A 16,661-nucleotide genomic window follows, 5' to 3' on the forward strand; every position below is an offset into this window, starting at 1 on the left:
CGAGCCACACAGCAGCGAGAGGTGATCGATGGGCGTCACGGACCCCGCCGGGCCGGTCATGGACCGGGACGAGGTGGACCGTGCGCTGGCGCGGCTCGGCCAGGAGCACGAGGCGATCGAGACGTCGCTGCTGGCCCTGCAGGACCACGCGGGCCGCAGGCTCCTGGAGGGCGCCGAGCTGACCGGCGTCACCCGTGAGCGCTGGATCGCCACGGAGGCGTCGATCACGCTGCTGTGGACGTACTTCGACGCGTACACGGCCACCCTGCGCACCGCCCGGGAGATCCGCTCGCGGCGCCGCTGGTCCAGCCGCGAGGACCTGGTGGAGCTGACCGAGCTGCTGCGCGGCGACTGCGTGACCGTCGCCGACGCCCCCGCAGGGCAGGGCGGTTCGGGCAAACTCAGCGAGCGCTACTCGCTGGCGGAGCTGGTCGACCGGATGAACGAGCTGTACGCCGCCGGCCTGGACATGGTCGTCGCCGCCGACGCGGTGTGGTCGGCGCTGCCCGCCCGTATCGATTTACTCGCCGCCGAACTCCAGCGCACCCGGCAACTCGCCCACTCCGTCGGGGTGCGCCCCGGCGAGCACCCGGCCGGCGACGACCTGGAGCGCATCACCCGCACGCTGACGAAGCTGCGGGAACAGGTCATCTCCGATCCGCTCGCCTACTGGCTCCCCGCGCAGGGCAGTTCGGCGCCCGGCGGCGGCCGCCCGGACACCGCGGTCTACGACCGTGAGGCGCGCGCCCTGGACGAGGTGCGCCGGGAGATCGAGGCCGTGCTGACCGTCCGGCAGGACGCCGAGAAGCGGCTGGTGCGGCTGCGGGACGTGCTCTCCCGCGCGGACCGCACCCTCGCCGAGGCCCGCACCGCGCGCGGCGAGGTGCTGGCGAAGATCGCGGCGACCGAGGTGCCGGTGGTCAGCGGCCCGCCGACCGCGCTGCACGAGCAACTGGCCACCGCCGCCGAGTACCGCCGGCAGGCCCAGTGGCACCGCCTGTCGCCGCTGCTGGAGTCGCTGGAGCAGCGGGCGGAGGACGAACTGCTGCGCGCCCGCGAGTCGTTGAGCGCGGTCACCGCGCCGCTCGCGGTGCGCGCCGAGCTGCGCGGCCGCCTGGACGCCTACAAGGCGAAGGTGGCCCGGCACGGGCTGGCGGAGGACCCGATGCTGGTCGAGCGGTACGAGAAGGCGCGCCGCATGCTGTGGAGCGCGCCCTGTGATCTGCGCGTCGCCGAACAGGCCGTGCTGCGCTACCAGCAGGCGGCCGCCGAGGCGTTCGCGGCGCCGCGGGTGCCGGAGCAGCAGAGCAGGTCGCAGGACGTCAGAGGGGAGTCGTCATGAGCCGCGCGGGGCAGAGCTGTCAGCGGCCGGGCTGCGACGGGTCGTACGAGGACGTCGGCGGCGGCGAACTGTACTGCGACACCTGCGGTCTTGCGCCGGTCGTCTCCCCGACCGGCATGGTGGGGTCGGCGCCGACCGGGATCACCGCGGGCGGCCGGGGCTCGCGGGGCTCCTCCAGCAGCCGCAGCGCGCGCAGCTCCCGTACGTCGTCGCAGTCGTCGAAGTCGCGGCGCTCGGTGTCGGGGCGGCTGTCGCGCTCGCTGTCGGGGAAGTCGACGGGCCGTTCGGTGTCGGTGCGCAGTTCGGGCTCGGGCGCGGCCTCCTCGGCCCGTTCCCGGCTCGGGGCGGGCCTGGTGCAGGTGCCGCCGATCCCGCGGCCCGACCCGCGCGCGATGGTGCTGGACAACCCGGAGGTGCCCGAGCGCAAGCGGTTCTGCTCCCGCTCGGACTGCGGGGCGCCGGTCGGCCGGGCGCGCGGCGACCGGCCGGGCCGCACCGAGGGGTTCTGCACCAAGTGCGGGCACCCGTACTCGTTCGTGCCGAAGCTGAAGCCCGGGGACGTGGTGCGCGGCCAGTACGAGGTCGTGGGCTGCCTGGCGCACGGCGGCCTCGGCTGGATCTACCTCGCCGTGGACCGGGCCGTCGCGGACCGGTGGGTGGTGCTCAAGGGCCTGCTGGACACCGGCGACCAGGACGCGATGGCCGCCGCGATCTCCGAGCGGCGCTTCCTCGCGGAGATCGAGCACGCCAACATCGTGCGGATCTACAACTTTGTCGAGCACCTCGACCAGCGCACGGGCTCCCTCGACGGCTACATCGTCATGGAGTACGTCGGCGGCAAGTCCCTCAAGGAGATCGCCAACGCCCGCCGCACCCCCGACGGCCGCCGCGACCCACTGCCGGTGGAGCAGGCGTGCGCGTACGGCATCGAGGCCCTGGAAGCGCTCGGTCATCTGCACAGCCGCAACCTGCTGTACTGCGACTTCAAGGTCGACAACGCCATCCAGACCGAGGACGAGCTGAAACTGATCGACATGGGCGCCGTGCGCCGCGTGGACGACGACGAGTCCGCGATCTACGGCACCGTCGGCTACCAGGCGCCCGAGGTCGCCGAGGTCGGCCCGTCGGTGGCGAGCGACCTGTACACGGTCGGCCGGACGCTGGCCGTCCTCACCTTCGACTTCCAGGGGTACACCACCGTCTACGCCGACTCGCTGCCCGACCCCGACACCATCGAGGTCTTCCGCCAGTACGAGTCCTTCTACCGGCTGCTGGTGCGTGCCACCGACCCGGACCCGGCCCGCCGGTTCGCCTCCGCGCAGGAGATGGCCGAGCAGCTCACCGGGGTGCTGCGCGAGGTGGTGTCGCTGCAGACGGGGCGGCCGCGCCCGGCGCTGTCGACGCTGTTCGGTCCCGAAGTGAAGGTCACGGACACGGAGTTGTTCCCGCGGCTCGCGGTGGAGGTGTCCCGGCTGGGGGCGCGGGCGGTGCGCCGGCGGCGGAGAGCGGTGGCGGGGGCGGCGGGTCTCGGGGCCGCCGGTGCCGGTGCGGTCGTTGCCGCCGGGGCCGGTACGGCTGTCGCCCCCGGGGCCGGTACGGCTGTTGTCCCCGGGGCCGGTGTTGCCGCTGCTGCCGGTGGGGCCGGTGTTCCCGCGGCGCTGGTGCGGCCGGTGGACATCCGTGCGGCCGCGCTCGCCCTGCCCGTGCCGCACGTCGACCCGGGCGACCCCAACGCCGGTTTCCTCGCAGGCCTGATGACCTCCGCGCCGGCCGAGCTGCTCAACGCGCTCGCCGCCGCGCCGGCGGCCTCGGTGGAGACCCGGCTGCGGCAGGCGCGCGCCTGGCTGGAGAACGGCGACTTCGACGCGGCGCGGATGGCGCTGGCCAAGCTGGACGACGAACGTGCGGACGACTGGCGGGTGGTCTGGTACCGGGGCGTGGCCGCGCTGGTGACGGGCGACCACGAGAACGCCGCGCTCGCCTTCGACGCGGTCTACGACGCCTTCCCCGGCGAGATCGCGCCCAAGCTCGCGCTCGGCCTGTGCGCGGAGGTGCTGGGCCAGCTGGACAACGCCGCCGAGTACTACCGGCTGGTGTGGGCGACCGACCCGAGCCATGTCAGCGCCGCGTTCGGCCTGGCCCGGGTGCGGCTCGCCGCGGGTGACCGCGCGGGTGCCGTGCACACGCTGGAGTCGGTGCCGGAGGCGTCCATCCACTACACGGCCGCCCGCGTGGCGGCGGTCCGGGCCCGTCTGCGGCAGCGCGCGGCGACCGCCGCGGACAGTGCGTTTCTGGACGACCTGACGGCCGCCGCGGCGCAGGTCGAGGCGCTGCAGGCGTACGGCCTGGACCCGGGGCGGCGCGAGCAGTTGGCCACCGAAGTGCTCGGGTGCGCCCTGGACTGGATACTCTCCGGGGGCCAGGGCGGCACGCCGGCCGCCCGGCGAGTGCTGCTCGGCAGCGAACTGGACGAACGCGGGCTGCGCTTCGGTCTGGAGCGCTCGTACCGCACGCTGGCCCGGCTCGCGCCCGGCGGCGAGGAGAGGATCGACCTGGTGGAACGTGCCAACCGTTACCGCCCCCGGACGTGGGTGTAGTTGATGTCGCAGATGCCCCAGCAGGCAGCCCTGTCGAACTGCCCGAGCTGCGCGGAGCCGCTCGAGTCGGGTGACCGTTTCTGCGGCGCGTGCGGATACGACCTGTCCGCCGTGCCGGCGCCTCCGCGCGAGCACCCGGCGATCCAGGTGAACGGCACGGCAGCGCAGCCGGCCCCCGGCACGGCAGCGCAGCCGGCCCCCGGCACGGCGACCGGTCCCGGCCCCGGCACGGCGGAACCGTGGCCGCACGCGGCCGAGCCGGGCAGCGCGGACACCCCGCCCGCGGTGCATCTGCCGACGGACCTGCCGAGCACGGACTCGGGCGGCGGCGTACTCCCGGGCCCGGCGCCGCAGACGCCGCCCGCGGTCCCTTCGCCGTCCCCCGCGCCGGCCCCGGCGGCGGCGCCCCCGGTGGTGCCCGCGCAGGCGCCCGCCACGGGCGTCCGCTTCGACCGGCCGGACGAGCCCGACGAGTACGCGTTGCAGGCGCCCGACCCGCGCGCGGCCGAGGCGCCCGCCGCGACCGCGCCGGACGCCCCGGTGTGCGTGGCCTGCCGGGCGGGCCGGGTGGACAGCGACGGTTACTGCGAGAACTGCGGGCACGCCCAGCCCCGCGAACGCGACCACATGGAACAGGAGTCCGGTCCGGTGGCCGCCGTCAGCGACCGCGGACTGCGCCACCACCGCAACGAGGACGCGTTCGCCCTCGCCACCACCGCGCTGCCCGACGGCTCGCCCGCGGCCGTGGCGATCGTCTGCGACGGCGTGTCCTCGGCGACCCGCCCCGACGACGCCTCCCTGGCCGCGTCCCGCGCGGCCGGCGACGCGCTGCTGACCGCCCTGCCGCGCGGCACGCACCCGCAGCAGGCGATGCACGACGCGATCGTCGCCGCCTCGCAGGCCGTCAACGCCCTGGCCGACGAGCCGGAGACGGCCCGCGAGCACGCCCCGCACCAGAACGCGCCCGCGTGCACCCTGGTCGGCGCGGTCGTGACGGACGGCCTGCTGGTCGTCGGCTGGGTCGGCGACAGCCGCGTCTACTGGGTGCCGGCCGACCGCAGCGCACCCCCGGCCCGGCTCACCGAGGACGACTCCTGGGCCGCGCAGATGGTCGCCGCCGGGCTGATGAGCGAGGCGGAGGCGTACGCCGACGAGCGCGCCCACGCGATCACCGGCTGGCTCGGCGCGGACGCCTACGAACTGGAGCCGCACACCGCCAGTTACAAGCCGGACCGGCCGGGCGTGGTCGTCGTCTGCACGGACGGGCTGTGGAACTACGCCGAGGCGGCGGAGGAGATGGCCGAGGTCGTCCCGCTCGACGCCGCCGTGCGCCCGCTGCACAGCGCGCGGGTCCTCGTCGGGCACGCCCTGGACGGCGGCGGCCACGACAACGTAACAGTGGCCGTCGTACCGTTCCCCGCGCCGCCTCAGGGGGCAGGATCGGCCTGAGGCCCGCGCACCGGACCACCCGGGGGGCCTCGCACGGGGAAGACAGCGGGCCGGAGGGGACCGGTCCGCGTCCGGTCCACACCCATGCGGGTGTTGAGGGGGATGCGAACAGGCATGGCCAATTTCTCGAAGTCCACGGCGCCGCGGTTCTCGGTGGACGTGTACCAGAACGAGTACCTGCCCGACGGCGGCCGCGAGGTCAACGCCGTCGTCACGGTCACCGCGACCGGCGGCGGCACGGTCGGCAGCGCGGTGAGCGCACCGCACCAGTTCACCGCGGGGCACGGTCCGTCCGCGGCGGTGGCGCTCATGGTGGACTGCTCGGGGTCGATGGACTACCCGCCGACCAAGATGCGCAACGCCCGGGACGCGACGGCCGCCGCGATCGACACGCTGCGGGACGGGGTGCACTTCGCGGTGGTCGGCGGCACCCATGTCGCCACCGAGGTCTACCCGGGCGGCGGGCGGCTCGCGGTCGCCGACCCCACCACCCGCGAGCAGGCCAAGCAGGCGCTGCGCCGGCTGAGCGCGGGCGGTGGCACGGCGATCGGCACCTGGCTGCGGCTCGCCGAGACGCTGCTGTCGTCGGCGGACGTCGCCATCCGCCACGGCATCCTGCTCACCGACGGCCGCAACGAGCACGAGTCGCCCGCCGATCTGAAGGCGGCCCTCGACCACTGCGCGGGACGGTTCACCTGTGACGCGCGGGGCGTGGGCACCGACTGGGAAGTGAAAGAAGTCACAGGGATCGCCTCCGCCCTGCTCGGCACGGCCGACATCGTCGCCGATCCGGCGGGCCTGGCCGCCGACTTCACGCGGATGATGGAGACGGCGATGGGCAAGGAGGTCGCCGACGTCGCCCTGCGGGTGTGGACGCCGGTGGGCACGACCATCAAGTTCGTCAAGCAAGTCGCGCCGACGGTCGAGGAGTTGACCGGTCGCCGTACCGAGGCCGGACCGCGCGCCGGGGACTACCCGACCGGCTCCTGGGGCGACGAGTCCCGCGACTACCACCTGTGCGTCGAGGTCCCGGCCGCGCACCTCGGCCAGGAGATGCTGGCCGCCCGGGTCTCGCTGGTGATCCCGCAACCGGACGGCGGTGCGCAGAACCTGGGCGCGCAGGGTCTGGTGCGGGCCGTGTGGACCGACGACCTGGTCGCCTCCACCTCCCTCAACCCGCAGGTCGCCCACTACACCGGGCAGGCCGAACTGGCCCAGGCCATCCAGCAAGGGCTTGATCTTCGCAAAGCGGGCGATATGGATGGAGCAACGGCCAAACTGGGTCGCGCCGTTCAGCTCGCGAGTGCCTCCGGGAACGCGGATACTGCGAAACTGCTTGCGAAGGTGGTGGACGTGGTCGACGCGGCGAACGGTACTGTGCGACTGAAGGCGAAGGTCGCGGAGGCCGACGAGATGACGCTCGAAACCCGGTCGACAAAGACTGTTCGTGTAAAGAAGTGACGCGCTGAAGACCACTGAAGCCCACTGACGACCACTGAAGACGTGACCCAGCAGGAACGAAGGGACGCACCGACATGCCGACCTGCCCGAACGGACACCAGTCGGGTTCCGACGACTGGTGCGAGGTCTGCGGTCACCGCATGGCCGGTGCCGTACCTCCGCCTCCTCCGCCGCCGCCCGCCGGCGGCTACGGCTTCCCGCCGCCCCCGCCGGGCGGACAGCCCGGCGGTCAGCCGGGTGGTCACCCGGGCGGCCAGCAGGGTGGTCACCCCGGCGGCCAGCAGGGCGGACGGCACCTGTCCTCCGTGCCGGAGCCGGAGCCGGAGCTGTGCCCGCAGTGCCGTACGCCGCGCGAGGGCGGGGCGCCGTTCTGCGAGGAGTGCCGGTGGAACTTCCTGACCAACACGGCGACCACGTACACGCCGGCCGCGCCGCCGCGCCCGTCGGCGCCGAGCGCGCCGCGCTTCCCGCAGGGTCCCGGGCCGTCCTTCGGCGGCGGTGACTCCTTCGACTACCAGAGCTCACGCCCGTCGCAGATGAACCGTCCTGCCGAGCCGATCCCCCCGAACCCGTTCGGCGGCGAGCCGTCGGGGCGGGGCGGCCCCTTCGGCGCGGGCGGTCCGGGCGGTCCCGGTGGTCCCGGTGGCCAGGGCGGTCCCTTCGGCGCGGGTGGTCCGGGCGGCAACGGTGGCCCTTCGGGTCCCGGTGGCCAGGGCGGTCCCGGCGGTCCGGGTGCGCCCGGTGGCCCGTTCGGTGCGGGTGCCCCCGGTGCTCCGGCAGGACAGCCCGGTGGCGGCCCGGTGACGCACGGCGGCCCCGGGAGTCCGAACGGTCCCGGCGGTCCCGGCGGTCCCGGCGCGCCCGGTGGCCCGAACGGCTCCGGCGCCCCCTTCCCCTTCGGCAGTGACCCGTCGCGCCCCGTGCCCCCGCCTCCCGGCCCGACCCCGCCGGCCGGCCCCGGCGCGGCTCCGGGCGGTCCCGGTGGTCCCGGTGGCCCCGGCGCCCCGCAGGGTTTCCAGCCGCCCGCGTTCCGGCAGGGCCCCGGCCCGTCGGCTCCCCCGGCCCCGTCCGGGCCGTCGTTCGGCAGCGGCGGCGACGACTGGGTGATCTCCCCGCCGTCGGGCCCCGCCAACGGCCCCGGCGGTCCCGGAGGCCCCGCGCAGCCCGGCCCGAACGGTCCGGGCGGTTACGGCTACCCGCAGGGCGGTGCCACCCAGGCCCCGCCCGCGCCGGCCGGCCCGAACGGCCCCGGCAGGCCCGGTGACCCCGGCGGCTACGGCTACCCGCAGCCCGGCGCCGCCCAGGCCCCGCCCTCGCCCGGGTTCCCGCAGCAGCCGCAGGGACCGGTCACGTGGACGGCGACCATCGGCCCGGACCGCGAGTACTTCATGGCGATGATGCAGCGTTCCGGCCCGGAGGCTGCGGGGCTCAACCTGCCCGCGTACTCGCCGGAGCAGCAGCGCACCCTCACCGGCAACCAGATCACCATCGGCCGTCGCCGCCATTCCACCGGCGAGACGCCCGACGTCGACCTGTCGGTGCCGCCGGAGGACCCGGGCGTCTCGCATCAGCACGCGATGCTGGTGCAGCAGCCCGACGGCAGCTGGGCCGTCGTCGACCAGAACTCGACGAACGGCACGACGGTCAACGGCTCGGAGGAGCCGATCCAGCCGTTCGTGCCGGTCCCGCTCCAGGACGGCGACCGGGTGCACGTGGGCGCCTGGACGACCATCACGATCCGCCGCGGCTGAGCGGACTCCCGGAGGGGCCACACATACGGCCCCTCCGGATCGTCCAGCCACCTCCACTGGCGCTCGCCACCGCCCGTGAGGCCGTAGCGCTCACGGGCCGGCATGGACTGATCCGGCCGCCGGGGCGGCACTGGCCGAGCCAAGCGCGCGGGATCACCGGCGGACCCCTCCCCATCCCAGCCAGCCCGGTCCTAGGTCTTCCGGCCTCGGTCCTCGCGTCTGAGAGCATGGGAGGCGTGACAGAGATTCGGCGCGGCACGCTTCAGGAGCAGACGTTCTACGAGCAGGTCGGCGGGGAGGACACCTTCCGCCGGCTGGTGCACCGTTTCTACCAGGGGGTGGCGGAGGATCCGCTGCTGCGGCCGATGTACCCGGAGGAGGACCTCGGTCCGGCCGAGGAGCGGCTGGCGCTGTTCCTCATGCAGTACTGGGGCGGTCCCACCACGTACAGCGAGAACCGCGGCCATCCGCGGCTGCGGATGCGGCACGTGCCGTTCACCGTGGACCAGGCCGCCCACGACGCGTGGCTGAAGCACATGCGGGTCGCCGTCGAGGAGCTCGGCCTGCCCGAGGAGCACGAGCGCACGCTGTGGAACTACCTCACCTACGCCGCCGCCTCGATGATCAACACCCCTGGCTGAGCCGACCCGTCGGGCGATCGCACACCGAGCCGACCCGGCCCTTCCCGGCCCGGTGAGCCCCGCATTCCGGTCGTAGCACGCCGAATTCCGGTCACGATCCGGTCAAGCTGCGTCAACAACCGCTTTCCCGCGTCTGCCCCCTCTGACAACATCGCCGACAGGTCTGGACAACAACGGCGGGGGGCCGGGGGTGGCGGGGTTCGGGGGGCTCGCGGGGTTCGTGCTGCTGCGCGCCCGTGCGCACCGTCTGCTGCTCGCCGCCGCGACTCTCACCGTCCTGCTCACCACCTCCGTCCTGACCGGCCTGACCGCCTACGCCGGTGCGATCGGCGACGCCGCCCTGCGCCACGCGCTGGCCCAGCCCGCCCACGCCGCCGACGCCGCCCTGGTCGTCAAGGCCGACGTGCCCGCCGGCGGCCGCGGCGCCGCCGACACCGCCGTACGCCGGGCGGCGCGCACCGCGTTCGACGGGCTGCCGGTGACCGTGCGGACGCTGGTGCGGTCCGGCCCGTACGCGCTGCCCCGCTCCGTGCAGCCGCCGGCCGAGCGCTCCGGCGACCCGGATCTGACGTACTTCGCCGCGCTGGACCCGTCCCAGGTGCGGCTCACCGAGGGCCGCGCGCCCCGCGCGGGCACCGGGGGCGGCGAGGCGGCGCTGCCGCAGGCGGCCGCGCGGCGCCTGGGCCTGAAGCCCGGCGCGCGGCTCACCCTCGCCGACCGCTTCGGCGGCAAGGCGGTGAGCGTGCGGATCACCGGCGTGTATCGGCCCGCCGACGCCGCCGCGCCGTACTGGCGGCTGGACGACGTGGGCGGGCGCGGCGTGAAGAAGACCGACTTCACCACCTACGGCCCGCTGCTCGCCGACCCGCACGTGCTGACCGGCGCCGCGGTGAGCGCCGGCCCGTCGGCGTGGGTGGTGACCGCCGACTTCTCCACGCTGACGACCGGCCGTCTCGACGCGCTGCGCTCCTCGGCGGCCCGCGCCGGCGCCGCCGTGCGCTCCGCCCCGGCCCTCGCCGGGGCGACGACCGCGGTCACCTCCCTGCCGGCAGTCCTGGACGGCATCGAGCGCTCGCTGCTGGTCTCCCGCTCCACCCTGCTGATCGTCGCGCTCCTGCTCGCCCTGCTCGCCGCCTGCGCGCTGCTGCTGGTGGCCCGGCTGCTGAGCGCCGAACGCGCCGCGGAGACCCGGCTGCTGCTGGCCCGCGGCGCCTCCCGCGCCCGCCTCGCCTCGCTGGCCGCGCTGGAGGCGCTGCTGCCGGCCGTCCCGGCGGCGCTGTGCGGGCCGCTGCTCGCCGGACCGCTGACCCGGCTGCTGGCCGGGCGGGGGCCGCTGGCCCGGATCGGGCTGCGCCTGGACGTGCCCGCCGCCGGCCGGCCGCAGGTGTGGCTGGTGGCCGCGGGCGTCGCCCTCGGCTGCGCGCTCGCCGTGACGGTGCCCGCGCTGTCCGCGAGCGGTGAGCGCGCCGGCCGTGCGCGGGCGCTGCCCGGCGCGTTGCGAGCCGGCGCCGACCTGGGTCTGCTGGCGATCGCCGCTCTCGCGTACTGGCAGCTGGCCACCCGCGCCGCGGTCGGCACGGACCGCACCGGCGCCCTCGGCATCGACCCGCTGCTGGTCGCCGCGCCCGCGCTGGCCCTGCTCGCCGGGACCGTGCTCACCCTGCGGCTGCTGCCGCCGCTGGCCCGGCTCGCCGAGCGCCGGGCGACCGGCGGGCGCGGGCTCGCGACCGCGCTGGCGGGCTGGCAGTTCAGCCGCCGCCCCATGCGCGGCGCCGGGCCGATGCTGCTGCTGGTGCTCGCCGTCGCGCTCGGCATGCTGGCCATCGGCCAGGGCGCCTCCTGGAACCGCTCGCAGCAGGACCAGGCCGACTTCCGGGCCGGCGCGCCGGTGCGCGTGACGGCCGCCGGGGACGCCGGCCCGGCCCGCACCGAGCAGCTCGCCGCGCTGCCGGACGTCACCTCGGCCACTCCCGCCGTACGCACCGCGCTGCCGCTGTCGGACAACCGCACCGCGACCGTCCTCGCCCTGGACACCGCGCACGCCGCCGACACCCTGCTGCTGCGCCACGACCTGGCCGACCGGCCGGTGCGGCCGCTGCTCGCCGGGCTCGCCCCGGCCGGGCCGTCGACCGGCGTGGCCGTTCCCGCCGGCACCGCCCGGCTGCGGCTGACCGCGACCCTGCACAGCTCCGACCCCGAAGGCGGCGCCGACGTGACGCTCACCCTGGAGGACCGGTGGGGCGTGCCGTACCAGCTGCCGTCCGGGCGGCTGCCCGCCGACGGCCGCCCGCACCCGCTCACCCCGGACCTCGGCGGCGCGCGCGGCCCGCTCGCCCTGACCGGCGTGCAGCTCGTCATCGCCCAGCCCAGCGGCCGTGCCGAGCAGCACCGGCTGACGCTGGACGCGCTGACCGCCACGGCCGCCGACGGCACCGGCCGCCGGCTGGAGCTGCCCACCGCGTGGACCGCCGTGTCCCGCGCCGACGGCACCGTCGCCGGCCCCGACGACGGCTCCCTCCCGTCCCGGCCGCGCCTGGCGTCCACCGCCCCGCCCACCCTCACCTACTCCACCGGCTACCTGCCGGCCGGCGACCGCTGGCTGTCCGCCGCGGTCACGGTCCGCATGCGGGTCGCGCAGCCGCCGGCGCCCGAGGTCACGGGCGTGGCCACCGACCGTTTCCTCGCCGCCACCGGTGCCGGCGTCGGGCAGCGGGTGGACGCCGTCCTCGGCGGCCAGAGCGTGCCGGTGCGGATCGTGCGCACGGTGCGGGAGCTGCCGGCGACCGGCGACGCCGAGGGCGGCGGCGCCCTGCTCGTCGACCTGCGCGCCGTCGACCAGGCGCTCCAGGCCCGCTACGGCGCGAGCGTCACGCCCACCGAGTGGTGGCTGGACACGGGCGCCCCGGCCGAGGTGGCCGCCGCCGTCCGGGCCTGGCCCGACCTCGACCCCTCGCAGGTCGTGGTGCGCGCGGAGATCGCCGGGGAACTGCGCGACGACCCGTTCGGCGCCGGGCCCGAGGCCGCGTTCGCCGCGGCGGCCGTGGTCGCCGCCGCTCTGGCCGCGGTCGGCTTCGCGGTCAGCGCGGCCGGGGCGCTCAGGGAGCGGGACGCGGAGTTCGCGGTGCTGCGCGCGCTGGGCGCCCCGCGCCGCCGCCTGGCCCGCATGATCGCCGCCGAGCACGGGGTGCTGGTGGTGCTGGCCCTGGCCGTCGGCGCGGCGCTGGGCGCGGTGCTGACGCGCGCGGTGATCCCGCTGATCGTGCTCACCGCCGAGGCCGCCCGGCCGCTCCCGGAGGTCCTGGTGCAGCTGCCGGCCGGGCAGGTCGCCGTCCTGCTCGCGGCCGTCGCCGTCGTCCCGCTGGCCGTCTCCGTGGTCCTGTCGCTGCGCCGCGCGGACCCCGCGTCGGCGCTGCGGGAACAGGGAGGTGAGTGAGATGCCGGCGCTGGGTTCGACGCGCCGCGTGGCCGCCGTACCGGCGCCCTGGGTCCGCACCCGGCTGCGGGCCGCACCGGCGGCCGCGTGCGCGCTGGCGTTGCTGGTGGCGGTGACGGCCGCGCTGGCCGCCGCCTTCCCGCGCGCCGTCGACCGCTACGAGGACGGCGGTCTCGCCCACGCCGTCGAACGGGCCACCCCCGGCCGCACCACCCTGTGGGTGGCCGCCCCGGCGCCCGACGGCGCGTCCTCCGTGCAGGAACTCGAACAGTCCCTGCGTCCGGCCGCGTTGGGCGCCCAGAACCGCACGATCCTGGCCTCGGTCCGCGCGCCCCTGTCCGTCGACCCCGCCCAGTCGACGTACGGGGTGCGCACGTTCGAGGAGCTTCAGGTGCCGGACGCGTGGCTGCCGCGCCCCTACGGCCTGCCCGCGCGCGTGTTCCTCGCCGCCCAGGCCGGCCTCGGCGACCACAGCCGGTTGCACGCCGGCCGGCTGCCCCGCGCCACCGGCCGGGTGACCGCCACGACCGCCGCGGTGGAGGGCGCCGTCACCACCGAGACGGCGAAGGCCCTGCACGTGCGGGTGGGCGACGTCCTTCATGTGCCCGCCGTCGGACGCCCCCCGCTCACCGTCCGCATCACCGGAATCGTCGCGCCGCGCACCCCCGACGGCGCCTACTGGTCGGCCGACAGCCTGCTGCGCAGCCCCACCCTCAAACCCGTGCCCGGCGGCGGCACGGACCCGCTGCGCTACTGGCTCGGCACCGTCCTGCTCCCGCCCGAGGCGGCCCCCGCCCTACTCGGCACCGGCGGCTCCCCGCAGCGCTACTGGCGGTTCGCACCCGACGCCGCCGCCCTGCACGGCCGGGACGTCGCCGCGCTGAAGTCCGCGGTCGCCGCCCTGGAGTCCGGGCCCGCCCTGCGCGAGGTGCGCTCCGCCGTCGACCCGAACGCCGACGCAGACACCGACCTCGACACCGTCCTGACCTCCTACGACGGCCTGCGCTCCGGGGTCTCCCCGCTCGTCGCGGTCGCCGCGTTCGGCACCGGCACGGTCGCCGCCGTCATCCTGGCCATGGCCGGGGGTCTCGCCGCGGACCGCCGCCGCACCGAACTGGCCCTGCTGCGTGCCCGCGGCGCCTCTCTGCCCGGGATGGCGGGACGCCTGCTCGCCGAGACGGCGGTCGTGGCCCTGCCGGCCGGAGCGCTCGGCCTGCTCGCCGCCGTCCTCGCCGTGCCCGGCGGCCGTCCGCTGCCCGCGCTGATGGCGGCGCTCGCCGTCACGCTCGTCGCCTGCGCCGCGCTGCCGGTGCGTGCGGTGGCCGCGCACCGCGTGGTCCGCGTCCACACCGGCCGCCAGGACGTGACGGCGCAGCGCCCCTCCCGGCGGCGTACCGTCGCCGAACTCACCGTGCTCGCGGGCGCGGCCGCCGCCGTGGAGACCCTGCGCCGGCAGGGCGGCGACGGCGGGCAGCTGGTGGCCGCGGCGCCCGTGCTGGTCGGGGTGATCGCGGCGCTGGTGCTGATACGGCTGTATCCGTGGCCGCTGCGCGGCCTGGCCCGTCCCGCCGGACGGCTACGTGGCGTGGTCGGGCCGCTGTCCCTGGCCCGCGCCGGCCGCTCCTCCGCCTCGGCCGTGCTGCCCCTGCTGGCGCTGCTCACCGCCCTGACCACGGCCGCGTTCGGCGGCTCGGTGCTGGCCGGCGTGCGTGAGACGCGCGACCACGCGGCCCTGCTCGCCGTCGGCGCCGACGCCCGCGTGGAGGCGCAGACCACCACCGTGCTGCCGGCCGGCCTGGCCGACCGGGTGCGCCACGTGCCCGGGGTGCGGTCGCTGGCCGAGGTCAGCATCTCCTACCAGGCGACGGCCGCCGACAGCCCGGCCTCGGTGCCGGTCGCGGGCGTGGGCCCGGCCGACTACGCCGCGCTGACCGCCCGTACCGGCCTCGGCGCCCTCCCCGCGAGCGCCCTGCGCGCCCCCGCGGCCTCCGGCGCCGTCCTGCCCGCCCTCGCCTCCCCCGCCGTCGCCCGCACCTACGGCACCCGGCCCTTCCCGGTGCGCCTGGACGACGGCAGCACCGTCACCGTGCGCATCGCGCTCGTCCGGGAGCGCACCCCGGCCGTGCCCGGCGACCGCTTCCTGGTCGTGGACCGGGGCGCGCTCACCCCCGAGGCGGCCCGCCCGGCGGCGCTGCTCCTCACCGGCGACCACATCGACGCCACGGCCCTGCGCCGGACGGCGGGCGGCACGGCGGCCGTCCAGCTGCGCTCGGCGGTGCGCGCCGGGTACGTCGACTCCCCACTGCAGTCCGGCGCGGAACACGTCTATACGGCGGCGGTCCTGGCCGGCGCCGGATACGCCGTGCTCGCGCTGCTGCTGTCCCTGCTGCGCGCCGCGCCGGAACGCACGGCGCTGCTCGCCCGGTTGCGCACGATGGGCCTCAGCCGGGCCCAGTCCCGCCGGCTGCTGATCCTGGAGTCCCTGCCGCAGGCCGTCCTCGCCACGGCGGGCGGCGCCCTGACGGCCTGGGCGGCCGTCCGCCTGCTCGCCCCCGGCATCGACCTCACGTCGATCGCCCTGGCCGCGAACCCGTCCGCGGGCCCGCCCGCCGCCCTGCACCCGGACGCCCTGTCCTTGGCGGTACCGGCGCTGGCGGTGCCTGCGGTGGCGGTCGGCGTCGCGGCGGCCCAGGCGTGGTGGACGGGCCGCCGGGGTGCGGTACGGGAGCTGAGGGTGGGGGACGCGCGGTGAGGAACCGTGTCCGCGACCGAGGCCGCGCTGGAAACCGTGTCCGTGTCCGTGGCCGAGTTCGCGCCGAAAACCGTGTGGTGGACCGAAGCCGCACCGGAAACCGTGTGGTGAACCGAAGCCGCGCCGGAAACCGTGTGGGTGAACCCATGCCGCACCGGAAACCGTGTGGTGGTCCAAGGCCGCCGTACGCCGAAGAACGTCATGCGCGGGAGGCCATGATGACGAACGTCCCGTGCCGGAGGTCCTGATGACAACCAACCCCACCCTCGCCGACCTGGCGACGAAGGCGGCGGCCGCCCGCGACACCCCCGCCTACGGCCACGACGCCCTGATCACCTGCGACCGGCTGGTGCGGATCTTCACCGCCGACGGCGTCGAGGTGCAGGCCCTGCAGGGCCTCGACCTCCTCGTCCGCAAGGGCGAGCTGATGGCGCTCGTCGGCGCGTCCGGCAGCGGCAAGTCCACCCTCATGAACATCCTCGCCGGCCTGGACGCCCCCACCGCCGGCGCCGCCCGCGTCGCCGGCCACGACCTGCTGGCCTTGACCGCCAAGGACCGCCTGGCCTACCGCCGAGAGGTCGTCGGCTTCGTCTGGCAGCAGACATCCCGCAACCTGCTGCCGTATCTGACGGCGGCGCAGAACGTCGCCCTCCCCCTCCAGCTGAGCGGCAACCGCACGTACGGCCGCCGACGCGCCCGCGCCCAACGCGCCGGGGACCTGCTGGAGTTGCTCGGTGTCGCCGACTGCCGCGACCGGCACCCGCACCAGATGTCGGGCGGGCAGCAGCAGCGCGTCGCCATCGCCGTGGCGCTGGCGGGCGATCCGGCGGTGCTGCTCGCCGACGAACCCACCGGCGAGCTGGACTCGCACACCGGGGAGCAGATCTTCGCCGCGTTCCGCACGGCGAACGAGCACCTGGGCACGACCATCGTGATCGTCACCCACGACCAGACGGTCGCGAGCGAGGTGCGCCGCACGGTCGCCATCCGGGACGGCCGCACGTCGACGGAGGTGCTGCGCCGCAGCGAGGTCGACGCGACGACCGGCCACGAGACGGTGGTGGCCCGCGAGTACGCCATGCTGGACCGCGCCGGACGCCTTCAGCTCCCCGCGGAGTACACCCGCACACTCGGCATGCGCGACCGGGTGGCGCTGGAACTGGAGAGCGACCACATCAGCGTGTGGCCGGACAGGGAGGAAAACTGAAGGCGAGCCTCAGCGCCCGCCCCAGCGC

At 76.3% G+C, this 16,661-nt stretch carries 9 protein-coding genes and 1 pseudogene; 9 read left to right on the forward strand and 1 reads right to left on the reverse strand.

The window, feature by feature from the left end; translation table 11 throughout:
- Window positions 1–28: 28 nt before the first annotated feature.
- The 5 genes from AC0B9F_RS04150 to AC0B9F_RS04170 all read left to right on the forward strand — a co-directional run bounded on the left by AC0B9F_RS04150 (window position 29) and on the right by AC0B9F_RS04170 (window position 8,600).
- Complete coding sequence (locus tag AC0B9F_RS04150; RefSeq protein WP_471998661.1) at window positions 29–1,342, forward strand: hypothetical protein; 1,314 nt, start codon at window positions 29–31, stop codon at window positions 1,340–1,342.
- On the forward strand, window positions 1,339–3,939 hold the full coding sequence (locus AC0B9F_RS04155; RefSeq protein WP_471998662.1) for a serine/threonine-protein kinase: 2,601 nt from the start codon (window positions 1,339–1,341) through the stop codon (window positions 3,937–3,939). The genes AC0B9F_RS04150 and AC0B9F_RS04155 overlap by 4 nt, the downstream gene beginning before the upstream one ends.
- A 3-nt stretch (window positions 3,940–3,942) precedes the next feature.
- Window positions 3,943–5,388, forward strand: a complete 1,446-nt coding sequence (locus AC0B9F_RS04160; RefSeq protein WP_471998663.1) for a PP2C family serine/threonine-protein phosphatase — start codon at window positions 3,943–3,945, stop codon at window positions 5,386–5,388.
- A gap of 114 nt (window positions 5,389–5,502) precedes the next feature.
- Window positions 5,503–6,849, forward strand: coding sequence for a vWA domain-containing protein (locus tag AC0B9F_RS04165; RefSeq protein WP_471999000.1), 1,347 nt, complete (start codon window positions 5,503–5,505; stop codon window positions 6,847–6,849).
- Window positions 6,850–6,923: 74 nt separating this feature from the next.
- On the forward strand, window positions 6,924–8,600 hold the full coding sequence (locus AC0B9F_RS04170; RefSeq protein ID WP_471998664.1) for an FHA domain-containing protein: 1,677 nt from the start codon (window positions 6,924–6,926) through the stop codon (window positions 8,598–8,600).
- An 11-nt stretch (window positions 8,601–8,611) separates the two neighbouring features.
- Here AC0B9F_RS04170 and AC0B9F_RS04175 read toward each other — a convergent pair.
- A pseudogene (locus AC0B9F_RS04175) lies at window positions 8,612–8,710 on the reverse strand (methyltransferase domain-containing protein); the annotation flags it as partial.
- Between the two features lie 117 nt (window positions 8,711–8,827).
- On the opposite strand from AC0B9F_RS04175, the gene AC0B9F_RS04180 reads away from it, so the two are divergent.
- The 4 genes from AC0B9F_RS04180 (at window position 8,828) to AC0B9F_RS04195 (ending at window position 16,633) form a co-directional block, all read left to right on the forward strand.
- Window positions 8,828–9,241: a globin gene (locus AC0B9F_RS04180; RefSeq protein ID WP_471998665.1), complete on the forward strand. Its 414-nt coding sequence runs from the start codon at window positions 8,828–8,830 to the stop codon at window positions 9,239–9,241.
- A 190-nt stretch (window positions 9,242–9,431) separates the two neighbouring features.
- Window positions 9,432–12,674 carry an FtsX-like permease family protein gene (locus AC0B9F_RS04185; protein ID WP_471998666.1) on the forward strand — a complete coding sequence of 1,081 codons (3,243 nt, stop codon included), beginning with the start codon at window positions 9,432–9,434 and terminating at the stop codon, window positions 12,672–12,674.
- Between the two features lies 1 nt (window position 12,675).
- Complete coding sequence (locus AC0B9F_RS04190; protein WP_471999001.1) at window positions 12,676–15,426, forward strand: ABC transporter permease; 2,751 nt, start codon at window positions 12,676–12,678, stop codon at window positions 15,424–15,426.
- Between the two features lie 247 nt (window positions 15,427–15,673).
- Window positions 15,674–16,633: an ABC transporter ATP-binding protein gene (locus AC0B9F_RS04195; protein WP_471998667.1), complete on the forward strand. Its 960-nt coding sequence runs from the start codon at window positions 15,674–15,676 to the stop codon at window positions 16,631–16,633.
- Window positions 16,634–16,661 lie beyond the last annotated feature (28 nt).

Source organism: Streptomyces sp. NPDC097129 (genome assembly GCF_055668065.1).

Excerpts from the sequence above, each read along its gene's own strand:
- AC0B9F_RS04150 (WP_471998661.1), top strand. The coding sequence starts at position 29 with ATGGGCGTCACGGACCCCGCCGGGCCGGTCATGGACCGGGACGAGGTG.
- AC0B9F_RS04180 (WP_471998665.1), top strand. The coding sequence starts at position 8,828 with ATGGGAGGCGTGACAGAGATTCGGCGCGGCACGCTTCAGGAGCAGACG.
- AC0B9F_RS04195 (WP_471998667.1), top strand. The coding sequence starts at position 15,674 with ATGACAACCAACCCCACCCTCGCCGACCTGGCGACGAAGGCGGCGGCC.
- AC0B9F_RS04170 (WP_471998664.1), top strand. The coding sequence starts at position 6,924 with ATGCCGACCTGCCCGAACGGACACCAGTCGGGTTCCGACGACTGGTGC.
- AC0B9F_RS04190 (WP_471999001.1), top strand. The coding sequence starts at position 12,676 with ATGCCGGCGCTGGGTTCGACGCGCCGCGTGGCCGCCGTACCGGCGCCC.
- AC0B9F_RS04160 (WP_471998663.1), top strand. The coding sequence starts at position 3,943 with ATGTCGCAGATGCCCCAGCAGGCAGCCCTGTCGAACTGCCCGAGCTGC.
- AC0B9F_RS04155 (WP_471998662.1), top strand. The coding sequence starts at position 1,339 with ATGAGCCGCGCGGGGCAGAGCTGTCAGCGGCCGGGCTGCGACGGGTCG.
- AC0B9F_RS04165 (WP_471999000.1), top strand. The coding sequence starts at position 5,503 with ATGGCCAATTTCTCGAAGTCCACGGCGCCGCGGTTCTCGGTGGACGTG.